The following is a 17,523-nucleotide window of genomic DNA, read 5'->3' as shown; positions in this document are numbered from 1 at the left end:
GGTTGCCCGGTCCCCCTGCGGCCTGCCACGCTCGTGACGTGCGGCCTACTGCATGTGACGCGATCTGACACAATCCAACTATATCGGCAGTGAAGGCCGCAGCTTGAGAGCTGCGCGCCGTTCCTGTCATGGCCAGCAAGAAGCGTTCCCGTCCTTGCCCAGGCTGGCGGCCCGGCTTATGCGGTCGCAGACGCAAAAAAGCGCGTCTGCATCTCTTCCAGCCCCAGCGTACGCAATACCTCCTGCAGGCGCTCGGCCGGACGGCGGCGCGGCAGGTCGCGGTATTGCGCAATGATTAACTCGTTCTTCATCGAATGTTCCCAGCCCACCAGCTCGGTCACGCTGACCTTGTAGCCATGCGCCTCCAGTTGCAGGCAGCGCAGCACATTGGTCACCTGGCTGCCGAATTCGCGGGTATGCAGCGGATGGCGCCAGATCTCGGTGAGCGAATTGGCCAGCGACTTGCCCTTGTTGCGGTTCAGTACCGAGGCCACCTCGGCCTGGCAGCAGGGCACCAGGACGATGAAGCGGGCCTGTTTGGCCAGGGCGAAATGGATGGCGTCGTCGGTGGCGGTGTCGCAGGCGTGCAGCGCGGTGACCACGTCGATGTTGTCGGGCAGGCTGGGCGAGCTGATCGAATCGGCCACCGACAGGTTGAGGAAGGACATGCCGCCAAAGCCCAGGCGTGCCGCCAGCTCTTCGGACTTGCGCACCAGTTCTTCGCGGGTCTCGATGCCGTAGATGTGGGGCGCGCCGGCCAGACCCTTGAAGAACAGGTCGTAGAGGATGAAACCGAGATAGGACTTGCCCGCCCCGTGGTCCACCAGGGACACGTCCGGGTGGTCGGCCAGCACTTCCTGCAGCAGCGGTTCGATGAACTGGTAGAGGTGATAGACCTGCTTCAACTTGCGGCGGCTGTCCTGGTTGAGCTTGCCGTCGCGGGTCAGGATGTGCAGTTCCTTCAACAGTTCGATGGACTGCCCAGGGCGGATCTCATGCGCCTGCGGCGCGCTCTCTGCGACGGGTTTGGCGCGGCTCTGCGATCGGCCGGAGGCGGGGGAGGATGGCTTGCTCATGGTGCTGCACTGGCGAAGGGCCGGCGCGTGAGCCGGCGGGTTGGTATGGGGGCAGGATCGGTATCCCGTCATTCGGAACTGTCCAGTCCGAACGGTCTCCTGAAGCGGATATGAAGAAGGGGAACCGAATTGCGCCGTGGCCGGGCATTTTACCCGATCCGGCTACCAAGCTCCTGAAGTAACGCGCCCTAGTCTTGTTGCCAGGCTGCAAACATCCGGGCGTGCGGCCCGGATGCCGCGAGTTTGTCAGCGACCGCTGAAGACGGCTGCGCGTTTTTCCTGGAAGGCGGCGATGCCTTCCTGGCGGTCGGCGCTGGCGGCCATCAGGGAAAAGGATTTGCGTTCCAGCAGCAGGCCCGCCTCCAGCCCCAGCTCGAAGGATTGCAGCATGGCTTCCTTGGCCAGGCGTACTGCCAGTGGCGACTTCTGGGCGATGCGGGTGGCCAGCGCCAGGCTGCGCTCCAGGGTGGCCTCATCCTCCACCACCTCGGCTACCAGCCCGGCCTGCAAGGCTTGTTCGGCGGTGATGAATTCACCGGACAGCACCATCTTCATCGCCAGTGGCTTGCCCACCGTGCGGATCAGGCGCTGTGTGCCGCCTGCGCCGGGGAGGGTGCCGACATTGATTTCCGGTTGGCCGATGCGGGCGCTGCGTCCGGCGATGGCGATGTCGGCGTGCATCAACAGCTCGCAGCCGGCACCCAGCGCATATCCGTTCACGGCCGCCAGCAGCGGCTTGGGGAAACGGGCGATGGCGCGCCAGTACTGGGCGCGCACGTCGAGCTGGGTGGCGATGGCATCCTTGTGGATCATCTCGTTGAGATCGGCGCCGGCGGCAAAGGCCTGGTCGTTGCCGCTGATGACTACCACCCGCACGCTGTCATCCTGCTCGGCGCGCGCCAGTTCCTGCACGATTTCCTGCAGGCTCTGATTGCGCAGGGCATTGCGCACGGCGGGCCGGTTCAAGGTCAGATGCAGCACCTGCTCACCGTGGCGCGTCACCAGGATATCGTCGTGAGGCAATGGCTCCTGCATCACGCCACCCGCTCGATCACCAGCGCAATGCCCTGGCCCACGCCGATGCACATGGTGCATAGCGCATAGCGCCCACCGCTGCGCTCCAGCTGGTTGAGGGCGGTGGTCACCAGGCGCGCACCGGAGGCCCCCAGCGGATGGCCGATGGCAATCGCACCGCCATTCGGATTGACATGCGCCGCGTCGTCCGGCAGGCCGAGCTCGCGGGTGACCGCCAGCCCTTGTGCGGCAAAGGCTTCGTTCAATTCGATCACGTCCATCTGCGCCAGCGTCAGCCCGACCTGGGCCAGCACCTTGCGCGCCGCTGGTGCCGGGCCGAAGCCCATGATGCGCGGCGCCACCCCGGCCGTGGCCATGCCCAGCACGCGCGCCCGCGGTTGCAGGCGATACCGGTCAGCGGCCTGGGGCGAGGCCAGCAGCAGGGCGCAGGCGCCATCGTTGACGCCGGAGGCATTGCCGGCCGTGACCGTTCCATCGGGACGCACCACGCCCTTGAGCTTGGAGAGCGTGGCCAGGGTGGTATCGGGGCGGGGATGTTCGTCGGTAGTGATGATGAGCGGGTCGCCCTTCTTCTGCGGGATCGCCAGCGGCGCGATCTCGCCCGCAAAGAAGCCGGCCTCCTGTGCCGCCGCCCAGCGCTGCTGGCTGCGCAGGGCAAATGCATCCTGGTCGGCGCGGTTGATGTGGAAATCAGTGGCTACGTTCTCGGCCGTCTCGGGCATGGAGTCGATGCCGTATTGCGCCTTCATCAGCGGATTGACGAAGCGCCAGCCGATGGTGGTATCGAAGATCGCCGCGCTGCGCGAGAAAGCCGATTCCGCCTTGCCCATCACGAAGGGCGCGCGCGTCATGCTTTCCACGCCACCGGCGATCATCAGCTCCACTTCGCCCGACTTGATGGCGCGCGCCGCCAGGCCCACCGCATCCAGGCTGGAACCGCATAGACGGTTGATGGTGGTGCCCGGCACCTCGATGGGCAGGCCCGCCAGCAGGCCCGCCATGCGCGCCACGTTGCGGTTGTCTTCGCCGGCCTGGTTGGCGCAGCCGTAGAGGATGTCATCGACGCGGCTCCAGTCCACGCCGGGGTTGCGCTCCATCAGGCTGCGAATCGGCGCGGCCGCCAGGTCGTCGGCGCGCATGGTGCCCAAGGCCCCACCGTAGCGACCGAAGGGCGTGCGAATGGCGTCACAAATCAATGCTTGCATAGGTCTCTTTCTTCCAGGATAGGGTGTTTGCGGGCCGGGCATCAGGCCGGCAGCGCCGATGGGGCGGCGGCTTCAGCCTTCTTGCGATGGTCGATCACGCGCTTGGCCTTGCCCACCGAGCTGCGTTCGATCATCCCGGCCGGCACCACCGTCACCTTGGTGGAAATGCCGACGTAGGTCTTGATGCTGTGCTGCAGTTCCTTCTCCAGCGCCTCCACATGTTCGTTGGACGCATCCTCGCGCAGCTCGGCGAAGACGCACATGCTATCCATGTGACCGTGACGTTCGATCTGCAATTGATATTGCGGCGCCAGTTGCGGCAGCTTCAGGATCAGTTCCTCAATCTGGGTCGGGAACACGTTCACACCGCGGATGATGAGCATGTCGTCCGAACGTCCGGTGATCTTGCCGATGCGGCGCATGGAGCGCGAGGTCGGCGGCAAAAGACGCGTCAGGTCGCGGGTGCGGTAGCGGATCATCGGCAAGGCTTCCTTGGAGAGCGAAGTGAAGACCAGCTCGCCCTCCGAACCATCGGGCAGCACTTCGCCGGTATCGGGATCGATGATCTCGGGATAGAAATGGTCTTCCCAGATCACCGGGCCATCCTTGCTCTCGATGCATTCGCTGGCCACGCCCGGCCCCATCACCTCCGACAGGCCATAGATATCCACCGCATCGATGCCGGCGCGCTGCTGGATCTCCAGACGCATGGCATCGGTCCAGGGTTCGGCGCCGAAGATGCCGACCTTCAGCGAACTGGCCGCCGCATCCAATCCCTGGCGCTGGAATTCCTCAATCACGTTGAGCATGTAGGAGGGCGTGACCATGATGATGCTGGGCTTGAAATCTCGGATCAGTTGCACCTGCTTTTCGGTCTGGCCGCCCGACATGGGGATGACGGTGCAGCCCAGTTTCTCGGCGCCATAGTGCGCACCCAGGCCACCGGTGAACAGGCCATAACCATAGGAAATCTGCACGATGTCGCCGCGTCGGCCACCGGCGGCGCGAATGGAGCGCGCCACTACCGTGGCCCAGGTGTCGATGTCATTTTGTGTATAGCCCACCACGGTGGGCTTGCCGGTGGTGCCGCTGGAAGCGTGCACCCGCACCACCTGTTCGCGCGGCACGGCAAACAGACCAAAGGGATAGTGGTCGCGCAAGTCCTGCTTGGTGGTGAAGGGGAATTTGGCGAGGTCAGACAAACTCTTCAGATCGTCCGGGTGCACCCCGGCCTGGTCGAAGGCATTGCGGTAGTGCGGCACGTTGTCGTAGGCGTGCTGCAAGGACCATTTCAGGCGTTGCAGTTGCAGCGCCTGCAATTCATCGCGGCTGGCGGTTTCGATGGCTTCCAGGTCGCCGGGTTGGGGAGTGCGGGTGGTCATGGTGTCTCCAGTCTCTGTTGAAATCGGTCTTGTTGTTGTCTTGTTGCCGTCAAGCGGTGGCCGGCAGGCCGGTGATCACCTCGCCCCGGATGCGATAGGACTTGCCCCGGAACAGCGCGATGGTCTTGCCGTCCTGGTTGTTCACGGTGATGTCATAGACGCCGGTGCGTCCGGCCAGCGTGCGCTCCTGGGCCTGGGCAGTGAGGACGTCGTTGCGCAGGGCCGGGGCCACGTACTCGATGCTGCAACCCGATGCCACGGTGTTGAGATTACGGCTGTTGCAGGCAAATGCAAAGGTACTGTCGGCCAGGGCGAAGATGAAACCGCCATGGCAGGTCTGGTGGCCATTGAGCATGTCGCTGCGCACCAACATGCTCATGCGCGCATGACCCGGGCCGACCTCGAGGATCTTCATGCCCAGTCCCTGGGACGCGTTGTCGCGCGGATACATGGCTTGCACGGTGGCCTCGGCCAGGGCTTGCGGGTCCATCTCGCTGCTTGGCAATGACAGGGCGGTCTCACTCATAGAATCTCCTCATGGAAGCTTGCAGACGTTGCAGCAGGGGCGAGACCCGGTAACGGTCTTCGCCATAGGTGGCACTGAGCTGGCGCAGCACGCTGGCTACCGTCTCGGTACCGAGGACATCGGCCCAAGCCAGCGGGCCGCGTGGATAGTTGACGCCCTTCTGCATGGCCAGGTCGGCGTCGGCCACGCTGCAGACGCCCTGGTTGACGGCGTCGGCGGCCTCGTTGACCAACATGCAGACGGTACGCATGACCACCATGCCGGGCACGTCGGCCAGCGGCGAGAGCGCATAGCCGCAGTTCTGCAGCACGCCCGCCACCGCTTCATAGGCGCGGTCGCGGCATTGATCGGCGCGGGTGATGGCCAGGCGGGCGGCCTTGGCATAGTCCAGCGCCAGGTCCACCAGCACCACATCGGGCATGTTGTAGTCATAGGATTGCTGGGTGGCGCTGCGGCCTTCGGTGACGTAGAGCCGGCCAGGGCCAGCCTTGATCAACAGATTGTCGGCGCGCGGCGGGTGGTATTCCACGCGCCCCTTGTAGCGCGCGCGGATCACCTCCACCAGTGGATGGGTACCGAACAGTTGCAGCGGCACCGTGGGCGGGCAGCACGGTTCCAGGCTCACCACCTGGGGCGGCTCGGCATCGGCACCGTAGCGATAGAAACCGCGCCCGCTCTTGCGGCCCAGGTAGCCGGCATGGACCAGTTCCTGCTGGATCAGCGAGGGCGTAAAGCGTGGATCGTTGAAGTAGGCCTGGAACACCGACTGCGTCACCGCAAAGTTGACGTCATGCCCGATCAGGTCCATCAACTCGAACGGCCCCATGCGAAAGCCCCCGGACTCGCGCATGATGGCGTCGATGGTGGCCGGTTGCGCGCCGCGCTCGTGCAGCACGCGCAAGCCTTCGGCATAGTAAGGCCGGGCCAGGCGATTGACGATGAAGCCTGGCGTGGAGCTGGCAAACACCGGCAGCTTGCCCCAGGCCTGCGCGGTGTCATACACGCATTGCGCTACGGTGGCGTCGCTGGCCAGGCCGCGGATGATTTCCACCAGCGCCATCTGCGGCACCGGATTGAAGAAGTGCATCCCCACCAGGCGCTCGGGGTGGCGCAGCGTGGCGCCGATATGGGTGATCGAGAGCGAAGAGGTATTGCTGGCCAGGATGCACTGCGCATCGACCAGGGCTTCCAGCTTGCCGAACAATTCCTGCTTGGCCGCCAGTTGTTCGACGATGGCCTCCACCACCAGGCGCGCCCCGCGCAGCTCCTGCAGCGAGGACGCCACGCGCAGTCGTTCGCTGGCCGCCTGCGCCACCTCTGCACTGATCTTTTCCTTGTTGGCCAGCTTGTCGAGGCTGGTGCGGATGTCGCCGATGGCCTTGGTGGCCGCGCCTTCGCGGCTGTCATAGAGCAGCACCGGATGACCAGCCACTGCCGCCACCTGGGCGATGCCGGCGCCCATGGTGCCACTGCCGATCACGGCTACCGTGGCCGACGCCGGCAGGGCGTGCGGATGTTCGTGGGTGCTCATGTCATTGTCCCGTGAAGTGCGGTGCGCGCTTTTCCAGGAAGGCGCTCACGCCTTCGCGGTAATCGCGGCTATGGCCGAGCTCGCGCATGGTGTCGCGTTCCAGGTCCAGTTGCTGCGCCAGGGTATTGGCCGGGCTGGCATACAGCGTGGCCTTGGTGGCGGCCAGGCCGCGGGTGGGCGCCTTGGCGAACTGGGCGGCCATGGCGCGCGCCTGCGGCATCAATTGATCGTCATCGATGCACTTCCAGATCAGCCCCCATTGCTCGGCCTGTTCGGCGCTGATCTTTTCCCCCAGCAATGCCATGCCCATGGCACGTGCCGTGCCTACCAGGCGTGGCAGGAAGTAGGTGCCGCCGGTGTCGGGGATCAGTCCCAGCTTGCAGAACACTTCCACGAAACTGGCCGAACGCGCCGCCAGCACGATGTCGCAGGCCAGCGGCAGGTTGGCGCCGGCGCCTGCGGCCACGCCATTGACCGCGCAGATCACCGGGAAGGGCAGCGCGCGCAGCGACTTCACCAGCGGGCCGTAATACTGGTCGATGGAGTGGCCCAGGTCGACCGCCTCGTCGCCCGGGTTGACGGCGCGGTCGCCCAGGTCCTGGCCGGCGCAAAAACCACGTCCGGCGCCGGTCAGCAGCAGCACGCGCACGCCGGGGTCGGCCTGCAGCTTGGCGATGGCCTCGCGCAGTTCCAGGTGCATGGCGACCGTGAAGCTGTTGAGCTTGTCGGGGCGATTGAGCGTGATGACGGCCACGCCGTCCTGGTTCTCGAAGAGGATGGAGGGGGCGCTCATGGTCAGTTGTCCTGGTCGAAGTCCAGCAGCAGCTTGTCGCTGACCGGGAAGGATTGGCAGCTCAACACGAAGCCGCGGGCGATCTCATAGTCTTCCAGCGCATAGTTGGCATCCATATCGACCTTGCCTTCGACCACCTTGCAGCGGCAGGTGGCGCAGACACCGCCCTTGCAGGAATAGCGCAGGTCGATGCCGTGCTTCAAGCCGGCATCGAGCACCGATTCCTGTTCCTTGTCCATGGTGAAGACGTTGTGATAGCCATCGACGATCACGGTCACTTCGCATTCCGTCTTGCCCACCACCGGCCGCGCGGCGTGCTCGCGTGCGCTGGTGCCGGCGCTGAACAATTCGGTCTTGATCTGCGCCTTGCTCGTGCCATGCGCCTGCAGCGAATCGGCGACCGCCTGCACCATCTCTTGCGGGCCACACAGGAAGGCGGTATCGATGTCTTGCAACTTGATCCAGGAGGCGAAGAAGGCATCGCACTTGGCGCGGTCGATGCGACCGTTGAACAATTCCACATCCTGCTGTTCGCGGCTCATCACATAGACCACGTTGAAGCGTTCCAGGTAGGCATCCTTGAGGTCGCTCAGTTCTTCCTTGAAGATCACCGAGGAAGACGCGCGGTTGGCATAGACCAGCGTGAACTGGCTGTGCGGCTCGGCCAGGAGCGTGGTCTTGATGATCGACAGCATGGGCGTGATGCCGCTGCCGGCGGCAAAGGCCAGATAATGCTTGCGGTTGGCCGCATCCAGCGGCACGTTGAACTGGCCCATGGGCGGCATGGCCTCGATGCTTTGTCCCGGGACAAAGGATTCATTGGCCCAGTTCGAAAACAGACCGCCGGGTACACGCTTGATGGCCACCCGCAACTGCCGGTCCTGGCGCGCCGAGCAGATCGAATAGGAGCGCCGCAGTTCCTCGCCGTTGAGGTGCGAGCGCAGCGTCAGGTGCTGGCCCTGCTGGTAGGCGAAGGTGTCCTGCAACTCGGCTGGCAGGGCGAAGGAGACCACGATGGTGTCGCGCGTTTCCTGCTTCACGCCCGAGATGGTCAATGGATAGAATTTGCTCATGATGTTGTGCCTTCTGTTCTGGTGGCCCGAGCGCGGGCTCGATGTCAATGTCAATGGGCCTTGAAGTAGTCGAACGGCTCGCGGCAGTCCTTGCACTGGTACAGCGCCTTGCAGGAGGTGGAGCCGAACTGGCTCACGCAGACCGTGTGCATTGAGCCGCAGCGCGGGCAGGGCACCTGCGGCGCGGCGTGGCGCTTGAGATGGATGCTGCTGATGTCGATCACCTGCTGGGCCGGGGGCGCGATGCCGTATTGCTTGAGGTTGCGGCGACCTTTCTCGCTCATCCAGTCGGTGTTCCAGGCCGGCGCCAGCTGGGTGCGGATGGTCACCTGCACCAGCCCTTGCTGCTTGAGCGCCACGCCAATGTCCTGGGCGATCACGCCCATGGCCGGGCAACCGGAATAGGTCGGCGTGATCACCACCGTGCAGCGTGCCGCGGCGGCATCTTCATCCGAGACCTCGACGGCGCGCACGATGCCCAGGTCCACCACCGAGATCACCGGGATCTCGGGATCGGGGATGGCTTCCAGCCACACCCAGATCTGCGCCTGGAGCACCTCGGCACGGGTGGTGATCTGGTTCACCAGTTGGCTCCCGGATAGCTGCGCTGCAGGAACTGCATCTCTGCCAGCAGATAGCCCAGGTGCTCGGTATGCCGCCCTTGCTTGCCGCCGCTTTGCATCCACAGGCCCGCCGCCGGCAGGCGCAGGGTGGCCTCAGCGATGACCTCGGTGATGTGCTGCTGCCATTTCTGGCGCAATTCGTCCAGCGCCGGGGCCACGCCTGCGGCGTGCATGGCGTGATCGAGCGCGTCGGCGGCGAACAGTTCACCGGTGTACATCCACAGCGCATCGATGGCTTCCTGCATCCGCCGATGGCTTTCCTCGGTGCCGTCACCCAGGCGGATGATGAGGTCGGTACTACGACGCACGTGGTAGGTCACTTCCTTGAAGCACTTCTGGGCGATCTCGGCGATGCGCGCGTCGCTCGATGCGCACAGGCCTTCGAGCAGGAAGTAATGCCACACGTCGAAGAGGAACTGGCGCGCCAGCGTATCGGCATAGCTGCCGTTGGGCAGTTCCACCAGCAGCAGGTTGTGGAACTGGTGGGCGTCGCGCAGGAAGGCCAACTGGTCTTCGCTGCGGCCGGCGCCTTCCAGCTCGCCGGCATAGGCCAGCCACAAACGGGCCTGGCCGATCAGGTCCAGCGAGACGTTGATCAAGGCCATGTCCTCTTCCAGCGCCGGGCCCTTGCCGCACCATTCGGACAGACGTTGCGAGAGCACCAGGACGTTGTCGCCCAGGCGTCGCACGTAATCGGTTTTGCTTGTCATGGTCGGCCCCTTACAGATTCTTCAATTCGGCCGGCATGGGGAAGAAGGTCGGATGACGATAGACCTTGCTGTTGGACGGCTCGAACAGCGGCGCCTTGTCGCCGGGGCTAGAGGAGACGATGTCGGCGGCGCGCACCACCCAGATGCCCACGCCTTCGTTGCGGCGTGTATAGACGTCGCGCGCATTGTTGATGGCCATCTCGCCATCGGGGGCGTGCAGGCTGCCGACGTGTTTATGGGCCAGACCGTGCTGGCTGCGGATGAAGACTTCCCAGAGAGGCCATTCCTTGCTCATGATGCGGTTCCTTGTTGGCGGGCCGCCGTCCTTGGTCGGGCGGCCACTGGCAGGGTTGTGAGATGAAGCGATTCAGAAAAATGAGTACTGACGGCTCAGGCCGCCTTGCGCGCCGCGCGCTTGTCGGCGTGCGCCACCAGCGCATCGCGGAACCAGGCGCCGTCGTCGTAGGCTTTCTTGCGGGTGGCCAGGCGTTCGCGGTTGCAGGGGCCGTTGCCGCGCACCACGTTGTTGAATTCGTCCCAGTCGATGGCGCCGAAGTCATAGCGGCCGCGTTCGGCATTCCACTTCAGGTCGGGGTCGGGCACGGTCAGGCCCAGGTATTCGATCTGCGGGATGGTCTGGTCGACCATGCGCTGGCGCAGTTCATCGTTGGAGAACAGCTTGATGCGCCATTGCATCGATTGGGCACTGTTGACCGAATCGGCATCCGATGGCCCGAACATCATCAGCGCCGGCCACCACCAGCGGTTCAGGGCATCCTGCGCCATCTGCTTTTGCTCGGGCGTGCCGCGGCACAGCGCCAGCATGATGTCGTAGCCCTGGCGGGCGTGGAAGGATTCTTCCTTGCACACCCGCACCATGGCGCGCGAGTAGGGGCCGAAGGAACAGCGGCACAGCGGGATCTGGTTGATGATGGCCGAGCCATCCACCAGCCAGCCGATGGCGCCCATGTCGGCCCAGCTGATGGCGGGGTAGTTGAAGATGCTGGAATACTTGGCACGCCCGGCGTGCAGTTCGGCCAGCAGATCGTCGCGCGACACGCCCAGGGTTTCGGCGGCGCTGTAGAGATACAGGCCATGGCCGGCCTCATCCTGGATCTTGGCCAGCAGGATGGCCTTGCGTTCCAGCGTGGGGGCGCGCGTGACCCAGTTGCCCTCGGGCAGCTGGCCGACGATTTCCGAGTGGGCGTGCTGCGAGATCTGGCGCACCAGGGTCTTGCGATAGGCCTCCGGCATCCAGTCCTTGGGCTCGATCTTCACACCGGCATCGATGCGCGCCTGGAAGGCCTGTTCTTCGGGGGACATGTCCTCGATGCTGCGCACCTTGGTCAATCCGGTTTCTACGAGTTGTGCATACATGGTGCTTCTCCATGAAAAGGGGCAGCCCTGACGATGGACGTAAAGGGTCCTGGCCGCCTTGGCCGCTTGAAACTGAAAACGGAAAACTGGTAACGTCGATTACTAAGCCGCTACTACACCGCTACTAAGCCCGCTTGGCCGCAATCAGCGGCTCGACCAGGGGCGCGGCCAGCGCTGGCCGGTTGGCGTCGAGCTCGCGCAAGGGGCTGACCTCGCGCAGGCTTTCCAGGCTGCGCCGGGCCAGGTCGTGATAGGTGCGGGTACCGGCCTGTTTCCAGGCCAGCTCTTCTACCGACAGTTCGCGCACCACCTTGGCCGGCACGCCCGCCACCAGGCTGCGCGGGGCAATCTGCATCCCGGCGCGCACGAAGGCGCAGGCCGCCACGATGGCTTGTTCACCCACGATCGCTTCATCCATCACCACCGCATTCATGCCCACCAGCGCATCGCGCTTGACGGTGCAACTGTGCAGCACGGCGCCATGGCCGATGTGGCCGTTTTCTTCCACTACCGTCTCGTGGGCGGGAAAACCGTGGATCACGCAGGTGTCCTGCACGTTGGCACCTCGCTGCAGCACGATGCGGCCAAAGTCGCCGCGCAGGCAGGCGGCCGGGCCGACATAGCAGTCCGGCCCGACGATGACGTCGCCGATCAGCACCGCTGTGGGATGCACGTAGGCGCTCGCATCGACTACCGGGATCACGCCTTCGATCGAATAACAAGGCATTGCCGTCTCCTTTTTCGGTTTTCCCGATGAGGCGGAAAAACCATTTGCCTGTGGCTGTTTTTTGAGGAATAATAATTTCGACCGACCGGTTGGTCAATAATGTTTTGAAGATTTTTTCTGACCGTCTCGGGGATGCATCGCAATGTTGGGCAGGGCAGGGTGGCTGGTGCAGGCAGAACGCAGATGTTTCGCCAGAGTTTTGATTTACGGCACAATCATGACTTTTGCAGAAATATCGAAGAGGACGCACTTATGCCACGCAAGCGTGCAGCGGGATATGACAACCAGCGCGAGACCATCGTCGAACAGGCAGCCGCCCTGTTTGCGCGCAACGGTTTCGTGGGCACATCGATGAATGAAGTGGCGCTGGCCTGCGGCCTGTCCAAGGCCTCGCTGTATCACTACTTTGCCGACAAGCATCAATTGCTCATGCACATCTGCGAGGGCCACATCGATCGCCTGTGCGCCCTGGTCGATGAAGTGGCCGAGCAGGATCTGCCCCCCGAGCCGCGTCTGCGCCTGCTGATCCAGCGCTTCGTGGAGGAATACAGCGATGCGCAGAACGAGCATCGGGTACTGACCGAGGATGTGCGTTTCCTGGAGCCGGGAGACCAGAAGCGCATCCTCAACGGCGAGCGCAAGGTCGTCAAGGCGGTCGCCGAGGCCATGTGCGCGGTACGGCCGGAACTGGATCGCAGTCGCATGGCCAAGCCGTTGGCCATGTTGTTGTTCGGCATGATCAACTGGATGTTCATGTGGTTGAAGCCCGATGGCGCGCTGACCCATGAACGCATGGCCGTGGTCGTGGCCGACCTGTTGTTTGGCGGGATCGGCGCCGTGAGCCTGGACGGCGCAGGAAAGAAGAAACGATGACGTGAGCCCTTGATCGCGAGCGTCATTGCAGGCGTGCAGCACCACAATGACAACACATCAAGGAGACCTCCATGCAGTTTGCTCGCCCTTTGCTGGCGCTGGCCCTGGCCGGCTGCGCGCTGGCCGCACACGCCGACATCAACGTCGGCGTCACCGTATCGACCACCGGCCCGGCCGCTTCGCTGGGTATCCCCGAAAAGAACACCATCGCGCTCTTGCCCACCACGATCGCCGGGCAGAAGATCAACTACATCGTCCTCGATGACGCCTCCGACACCACGCAGGCGGTCAAGAATGCGCGCCGCTTCGTCACTGAAAACAATGTGGACGTCATCGTCGGCTCCTCGATCAGCCCCAATTCGATCTCGATGACCGAAGTGGCCGCCGAGGCGCAGACCCCGATGATCTCGCTGGCGGCCGCCGCGCGCATCGTCGAGCCCATGGACGCCAAGAAGAAATGGGTCTTCAAGACCCCGCAGAACGACATCATGATGTCGCTGGCCATCGCCAAGGACATGGTGGCCCGCGGCTACCAGCGCATCGCCTTCATCGGCTATGCCAATGCCTATGGCGAAGGCTGGTATGAAGAATTCAAGAAGGCCGCTGGCATCAAGAAGCTGGAACTGGTGGCCAATGAGCGCTTCGCCCCCAACGATACATCGGCCACCGCGCAAGCTCTGAAGCTGGTGGCGGCCAAGCCCGATGCGATCCTCATTGCCGCCTCCGGCACCCCGGCTGTGGTGCCGCAGCGGGCCTTGAAGGAGCGTGGCTTCAAGGGCCAGATCTACCAGACCCACGGCGTGGCCAATGCCGACTTCCTGCGCGTGGGCGGCAAGATGCTCGACGGCACCTTGTTGCCGGCCGGCCCGGTGCTGGTGGCGGCGCAACTGCCGGCCAGCAACCCCATCCGCAAGGTAGCGCTGGACTATACCGGCAAGTATGAAGCCGCCCATGGCAAGGGCAGCGTCTCGCTCTTCGGTGGTTATGCCTGGGATGCCGGCGTCTTGCTGCAGGCGGCCATTCCGGCGGCCTTGAAACGTGCCAAGCCAGGCACGCCGGAATTCCGTGCGGCCCTGCGTGATGCGCTGGAAGCCACCAAGGAGGTCACGGGCGTGCATGGCGTCTACAACATGTCGGCCACCGATCACCTGGGCCTGGACCAGCGCGCTACGGTGATGGTCAAGATCGTCGATGGCGCCTGGCAATACCAGCCCTGATTCCGATTCCAGCATCCGTAGTTCACCCTTTTTCACCCTTCGCACCCGGGCCTCCATCGCCCGCGTGCGGGCTTGCCATCACTGACCTGCAATTCGTCTACAGGAGTCCTCCCATGACTACCCGTCCCCCTCTGCTACAGAGTTTCATCGCCGGCCGCTGGTTTGGCGAAAGCCCGGCCCAGGCGCTGCACAGTGCCGTCAACGGTCACACCGTGGCCAGCACCCATGCCGAGTCCATCGATTTCGGCGAGGCGCTGGACCATGCCCGCAGGCAAGGCTTGCCGGGCTTGATGGCGCTGGACTTCCAGCAGCGCGCAGCGATCCTCAAGGCGCTGGGCAAGTACCTGATGGAGCACAAGGAGACGCTGTATGCCGTCTCGGCGCACACGGGCGCCACCCGCAACGATAGCTGGATCGATATCGAAGGCGGCAGCGGCACGCTGTTTGCCTACGCCAGCATCGGCACCAATGAATTCCCTTCCTCCAACCTGGTGCACGAAGGCCCGGCCCTGGCGCTGGGCAAGCAGGGACGTTTTTCCGGTACCCACATCCTGGTGCCGCGCGGCGGGGTGGCGGTCCACATCAATGCCTTCAACTTCCCCATCTGGGGAATGCTGGAAAAATTCGCCCCCAGCTTCCTGGCCGGGATGCCCTGCATCGTCAAACCGGCCACCGCCACCAGCTACCTGACCGAAGCCGCGGTGCGCCTGATCCAGCAATCGGGGCTGCTGCCGGCGGGCAGTCTGCAACTGGTCATCGGCGCCACCGGCGACCTGCTGGAGCGCCTGCAGGCACAGGATGTGGTCACCTTCACCGGCTCGGCCGATACCGCCGCCAAGCTGCGCGCCCATCCCAACCTGATCACCAATGCCATCCCCTTCAATGCCGAAGCCGATTCGTTGAACTGCGCCATCCTCGGCCCCGATGTCACCGCCGACGATGAAGAGTTCGAGCTCTTCGTCAAGGAAGTGGCGCGCGAGATGAGCACCAAGGCCGGCCAGAAATGCACGGCCATTCGCCGCGCCATCGTGCCGCGTCAGCACGTCGATGCGGTGGCCGAACGGCTGGCTGCGCGTCTGTCCAAGATCGTGGTGGGCGACCCGGCGCTGGAGTCGGTGCGCATGGGGCCGCTGGCTTCCAAGGCCCAGCAGCGCGATGTCGAAGAACGGGTGGCCTTATTGAAGCAGAGCGCCGAGGTGATTCTGGGCGCGGGCGGAAGCTTCCAGCCGCAAGGCGAGGGCGTGGCCGCGGGCGCGTTCTTCGCGCCTACCTTGCTGCTGGCGCGCGACACCGGCGCCGGCAGCCCGGTGCATGAAGTGGAAGCCTTCGGCCCGGTCAGCACCCTGATGCCCTACGACGATCTGGATGAAGCCCTGGCCCTGGCCGCCCGTGGCCGCGGCAGCCTGGTAGCCAGCCTGGTCACGCGCAGCCCGGCCGTGGCGGCGCGCGCCATTCCGGTGGCGGCGGCTTGGCATGGCCGCCTGCTGGTACTGGACCGCGAAGCCGCCACCGAATCCACCGGCCACGGCTCGCCGCTGCCGCAGCTCAAGCATGGCGGTCCTGGTCGCGCCGGTGGTGGCGAGGAGCTGGGCGGCGCACGCGCCGTCAAGCACTACCTGCAACGTACTGCCGTGCAAGGCTCGCCCACCATGCTGTCCGCGGTGGTGGGAGAACACGTGCGCGGCGCCCAGGTGCGCGACTCGGGCATCCATCCCTTCCGTCATTACTTCGAAGACCTGCAGATCGGCGATTCGCACACCACGCACCGCCGCACCGTTACCGAAGCCGACATCGTCAATTTCGGCTGTCTCTCGGGCGACCATTTCTACATGCACTTCGACGACATTTCGGCCCGCCAGTCGCCCTTCGGCAAGCGCATCGCGCACGGTTACTTCGTGCTCTCGGCGGCCGCCGGCCTGTTCGTCTCGCCGGCTCCCGGTCCGGTGCTGGCCAACTATGGGTTGGATACGCTGCGCTTCGTCAAGCCGGTGGGCATCGGCGACACCATCTCGGCGCGCCTGACCTGCAAGCGCAAGATCGACCGCAACAAGAAGGACGCCAACGGCCAGGGTCAGGGCGTGGTGGCCTGGGATGTGGAGGTGAGCAACCAGGACGGCGAGCTGGTGGCTTCCTACGACATCCTGACCCTGGTGGCCAAGAAACCGGCCTAGGGTTGCTGGAAGAAAGCTTCATGTACCAAGTGGTATCCGCGCCAGAGACCAGAAAAAAAGCCTAAAAGGTTCATATAGACAAGAACCAGGCATCTACCGGCCAGTCGCAGCCCGAACTGCGGCGGCCGGCATCAACAGGAGGAGACAAGTGGATACGAGCATTCTGACCGTGCTGATCCAGGACGGCATCACGACCGGCGCCATCTATGCGCTGCTGTCGCTGGCGCTGGTGCTGGTGTTTTCAGTGACACGGGTGATTTTCCTGCCGCAGGGCGAGTTCGTCGCCTTCGGCGCCTTGACGCTGGCGGCCATCCAGAACGGCCAGGCGCCCGGCACGGCGCTGCTGCTGGTGGCGCTGGGCGGCGTGACCCTGGCAGTGGAAGCCGGCGCCGCCCTGCGCCTGGCCGCTACCCGCACGCGCTTGCTGCGGCGCCTGCCGTTGCTGCTGGCGACCCATGTCGCGCTGCCGGTGGCGCTCTATGCCGTCACGCGCTACCTCGATCTGCAAGCCCTGGCCATGCCTTGGCAGATCTTGCTGGCGCTCTTGATCGTGGTACCGATGGGGCCGATGATCTATCGCGTGGCCTACCAGCCGCTGGCGCACTCCAGCGTGCTGGTGCTGCTGATCGTCTCGCTGGGTGTGCACCTGGCCATGGTCGGCCTGGGCTTGCTGATGTTCGGACCGGAAGGGACCAATACGCGGCCCTTCACCGAGCTGCAGTTCAACCTGGGTGAGAGCCCGGTGTCGGGCCAGAGCGTGATCGTGCTGGTCACGGTGGCGGCGCTGATCGCAGTGATCTATGTCTTCTTCGAACGCACCCTGACCGGCAAGGCCTTGCGCGCCACTGCCGTCAATCGTCTGGGGGCGCGCCTGGTGGGGGTGGGCATCAACCAGGCCGGCAAGCTGTCCTTTGCGATGGCCGCTGGCATCGGCGCGCTGTGCGGCATCCTGATTGCACCTTTCACCATCGTCAACTACGAGTCCGGTTTCATCATCGCCTTGAAGGGTTTCGTCGGCGCCATCTTCGGTGGCCTGGCCAGTTATCCGATTGCGGCGCTGGGTTCGGTGGCGGTGGGGCTGATCGAGAGTTTTTCTTCCTTCTGGGCCAGCTCCTACAAGGAATTGATCGTCTTCACGGTCATCATCCCCATCCTGCTGTGGCGCTCGCTGACCAGCCACCACATCGACGAAGAAGCCTGAGGA

Annotated in this window: 17 protein-coding genes; 4 read left to right on the top strand and 13 right to left on the bottom strand. The window is 64.4% G+C overall.

Annotated features, from left to right (window positions below):
* Window positions 1-176: 176 nt before the first annotated feature.
* The 13 genes from RC54_RS21580 to RC54_RS21520 all read right to left on the bottom strand — a co-directional run bounded on the left by RC54_RS21580 (window position 177) and on the right by RC54_RS21520 (window position 12,058).
* The gene (locus tag RC54_RS21580; RefSeq protein WP_061789940.1) at window positions 177-1,076 is read right to left on the bottom strand and encodes a class I SAM-dependent methyltransferase; all 900 of its coding nucleotides are present in this window, start codon (window positions 1,074-1,076) and stop codon (window positions 177-179) included.
* 246 nt (window positions 1,077-1,322) lie between these two features.
* Entirely contained in the window at window positions 1,323-2,111 is a 789-nt protein-coding gene (locus RC54_RS21575; RefSeq protein WP_123020488.1) for an enoyl-CoA hydratase-related protein, read from the bottom strand.
* The gene (pcaF, locus tag RC54_RS21570) at window positions 2,111-3,316 is read right to left on the bottom strand and encodes a 3-oxoadipyl-CoA thiolase (RefSeq protein ID WP_061789939.1); all 1,206 of its coding nucleotides are present in this window, start codon (window positions 3,314-3,316) and stop codon (window positions 2,111-2,113) included. Before pcaF ends, RC54_RS21575 begins: the two co-directional genes overlap by 1 nt.
* A 41-nt stretch (window positions 3,317-3,357) precedes the next feature.
* Window positions 3,358-4,698: a phenylacetate--CoA ligase PaaK gene (gene paaK / locus RC54_RS21565; RefSeq protein WP_061789938.1), complete on the bottom strand. Its 1,341-nt coding sequence runs from the start codon at window positions 4,696-4,698 to the stop codon at window positions 3,358-3,360.
* A gap of 49 nt (window positions 4,699-4,747) precedes the next feature.
* Window positions 4,748-5,224: a hydroxyphenylacetyl-CoA thioesterase PaaI gene (gene paaI, locus RC54_RS21560; RefSeq protein WP_061789937.1), complete on the bottom strand. Its 477-nt coding sequence runs from the start codon at window positions 5,222-5,224 to the stop codon at window positions 4,748-4,750.
* The gene (locus RC54_RS21555) at window positions 5,217-6,755 is read right to left on the bottom strand and encodes a 3-hydroxyacyl-CoA dehydrogenase (protein ID WP_061789936.1); all 1,539 of its coding nucleotides are present in this window, start codon (window positions 6,753-6,755) and stop codon (window positions 5,217-5,219) included. The genes paaI and RC54_RS21555 overlap by 8 nt, the downstream gene beginning before the upstream one ends.
* A gap of 1 nt (window position 6,756) precedes the next feature.
* Entirely contained in the window at window positions 6,757-7,548 is a 792-nt protein-coding gene (paaG, locus tag RC54_RS21550) for a 2-(1,2-epoxy-1,2-dihydrophenyl)acetyl-CoA isomerase PaaG (protein ID WP_061789935.1), read from the bottom strand.
* Window positions 7,549-7,550: 2 nt separating this feature from the next.
* Entirely contained in the window at window positions 7,551-8,621 is a 1,071-nt protein-coding gene (gene paaE, locus RC54_RS21545; RefSeq protein ID WP_061789934.1) for a 1,2-phenylacetyl-CoA epoxidase subunit PaaE, read from the bottom strand.
* A 50-nt stretch (window positions 8,622-8,671) separates the two neighbouring features.
* Window positions 8,672-9,307 carry a 1,2-phenylacetyl-CoA epoxidase subunit PaaD gene (gene paaD / locus RC54_RS21540; RefSeq protein WP_373281448.1) on the bottom strand — a complete coding sequence of 212 codons (636 nt, stop codon included), beginning with the start codon at window positions 9,305-9,307 and terminating at the stop codon, window positions 8,672-8,674.
* Window positions 9,202-9,954, bottom strand: a complete 753-nt coding sequence (gene paaC, locus RC54_RS21535; RefSeq protein WP_044527982.1) for a 1,2-phenylacetyl-CoA epoxidase subunit PaaC — start codon at window positions 9,952-9,954, stop codon at window positions 9,202-9,204. The genes paaD and paaC overlap by 106 nt, the downstream gene beginning before the upstream one ends.
* A gap of 10 nt (window positions 9,955-9,964) precedes the next feature.
* Complete coding sequence (gene paaB, locus RC54_RS21530) at window positions 9,965-10,249, bottom strand: 1,2-phenylacetyl-CoA epoxidase subunit PaaB (RefSeq protein ID WP_006461548.1); 285 nt, start codon at window positions 10,247-10,249, stop codon at window positions 9,965-9,967.
* 95 nt (window positions 10,250-10,344) lie between these two features.
* Window positions 10,345-11,331: a 1,2-phenylacetyl-CoA epoxidase subunit PaaA gene (gene paaA / locus RC54_RS21525; RefSeq protein WP_017453743.1), complete on the bottom strand. Its 987-nt coding sequence runs from the start codon at window positions 11,329-11,331 to the stop codon at window positions 10,345-10,347.
* A 124-nt stretch (window positions 11,332-11,455) separates the two neighbouring features.
* Complete coding sequence (locus tag RC54_RS21520) at window positions 11,456-12,058, bottom strand: phenylacetic acid degradation protein PaaY (RefSeq protein WP_061789932.1); 603 nt, start codon at window positions 12,056-12,058, stop codon at window positions 11,456-11,458.
* Window positions 12,059-12,310: 252 nt separating this feature from the next.
* Between RC54_RS21520 and RC54_RS21515 the strand changes: the two genes are divergently transcribed.
* The 4 genes from RC54_RS21515 (at window position 12,311) to RC54_RS21500 (ending at window position 17,520) form a co-directional block, all read left to right on the top strand.
* Window positions 12,311-12,931 (top strand): TetR/AcrR family transcriptional regulator, encoded by a 621-nt coding sequence (locus RC54_RS21515; protein ID WP_061789931.1) that lies wholly within the window; start codon window positions 12,311-12,313, stop codon window positions 12,929-12,931.
* 71 nt (window positions 12,932-13,002) lie between these two features.
* Entirely contained in the window at window positions 13,003-14,148 is a 1,146-nt protein-coding gene (locus RC54_RS21510) for an ABC transporter substrate-binding protein (protein WP_061789930.1), read from the top strand.
* A gap of 113 nt (window positions 14,149-14,261) precedes the next feature.
* Complete coding sequence (gene paaZ / locus RC54_RS21505) at window positions 14,262-16,319, top strand: phenylacetic acid degradation bifunctional protein PaaZ (RefSeq protein ID WP_061789929.1); 2,058 nt, start codon at window positions 14,262-14,264, stop codon at window positions 16,317-16,319.
* A 148-nt stretch (window positions 16,320-16,467) separates the two neighbouring features.
* On the top strand, window positions 16,468-17,520 hold the full coding sequence (locus RC54_RS21500) for a branched-chain amino acid ABC transporter permease (protein WP_061789928.1): 1,053 nt from the start codon (window positions 16,468-16,470) through the stop codon (window positions 17,518-17,520).
* Window positions 17,521-17,523 lie beyond the last annotated feature (3 nt).

Source organism: Herbaspirillum rubrisubalbicans (assembly GCF_003719195.1).
Taxonomy (GTDB): Bacteria; Pseudomonadota; Gammaproteobacteria; order Burkholderiales; family Burkholderiaceae_D; genus Herbaspirillum; species Herbaspirillum rubrisubalbicans.
The sequence above is the reverse complement of the archived record's forward strand: the minus strand, read 5'-3'. Positions and strand labels throughout refer to the sequence as shown.

What these genes read in the sequence shown, in the direction of transcription:
- paaB (WP_006461548.1), bottom strand. Translation starts at nt 10,249, where the DNA reads ATGAGCAAGGAATGGCCTCTCTGGGAAGTCTTCATCCGCAGCCAGCAC.
- RC54_RS21515 (WP_061789931.1), top strand. Translation starts at nt 12,311, where the DNA reads ATGCCACGCAAGCGTGCAGCGGGATATGACAACCAGCGCGAGACCATC.
- RC54_RS21510 (WP_061789930.1), top strand. Translation starts at nt 13,003, where the DNA reads ATGCAGTTTGCTCGCCCTTTGCTGGCGCTGGCCCTGGCCGGCTGCGCG.
- paaI (WP_061789937.1), bottom strand. Translation starts at nt 5,224, where the DNA reads ATGAGTGAGACCGCCCTGTCATTGCCAAGCAGCGAGATGGACCCGCAA.
- pcaF (WP_061789939.1), bottom strand. Translation starts at nt 3,316, where the DNA reads ATGCAAGCATTGATTTGTGACGCCATTCGCACGCCCTTCGGTCGCTAC.
- RC54_RS21520 (WP_061789932.1), bottom strand. Translation starts at nt 12,058, where the DNA reads ATGCCTTGTTATTCGATCGAAGGCGTGATCCCGGTAGTCGATGCGAGC.
- paaC (WP_044527982.1), bottom strand. Translation starts at nt 9,954, where the DNA reads ATGACAAGCAAAACCGATTACGTGCGACGCCTGGGCGACAACGTCCTG.
- RC54_RS21575 (WP_123020488.1), bottom strand. Translation starts at nt 2,111, where the DNA reads ATGCAGGAGCCATTGCCTCACGACGATATCCTGGTGACGCGCCACGGT.
- paaG (WP_061789935.1), bottom strand. Translation starts at nt 7,548, where the DNA reads ATGAGCGCCCCCTCCATCCTCTTCGAGAACCAGGACGGCGTGGCCGTC.
- paaE (WP_061789934.1), bottom strand. Translation starts at nt 8,621, where the DNA reads ATGAGCAAATTCTATCCATTGACCATCTCGGGCGTGAAGCAGGAAACG.
- RC54_RS21580 (WP_061789940.1), bottom strand. Translation starts at nt 1,076, where the DNA reads ATGAGCAAGCCATCCTCCCCCGCCTCCGGCCGATCGCAGAGCCGCGCC.
- paaA (WP_017453743.1), bottom strand. Translation starts at nt 11,331, where the DNA reads ATGTATGCACAACTCGTAGAAACCGGATTGACCAAGGTGCGCAGCATC.
- RC54_RS21555 (WP_061789936.1), bottom strand. Translation starts at nt 6,755, where the DNA reads ATGAGCACCCACGAACATCCGCACGCCCTGCCGGCGTCGGCCACGGTA.
- paaZ (WP_061789929.1), top strand. Translation starts at nt 14,262, where the DNA reads ATGACTACCCGTCCCCCTCTGCTACAGAGTTTCATCGCCGGCCGCTGG.
- paaK (WP_061789938.1), bottom strand. Translation starts at nt 4,698, where the DNA reads ATGACCACCCGCACTCCCCAACCCGGCGACCTGGAAGCCATCGAAACC.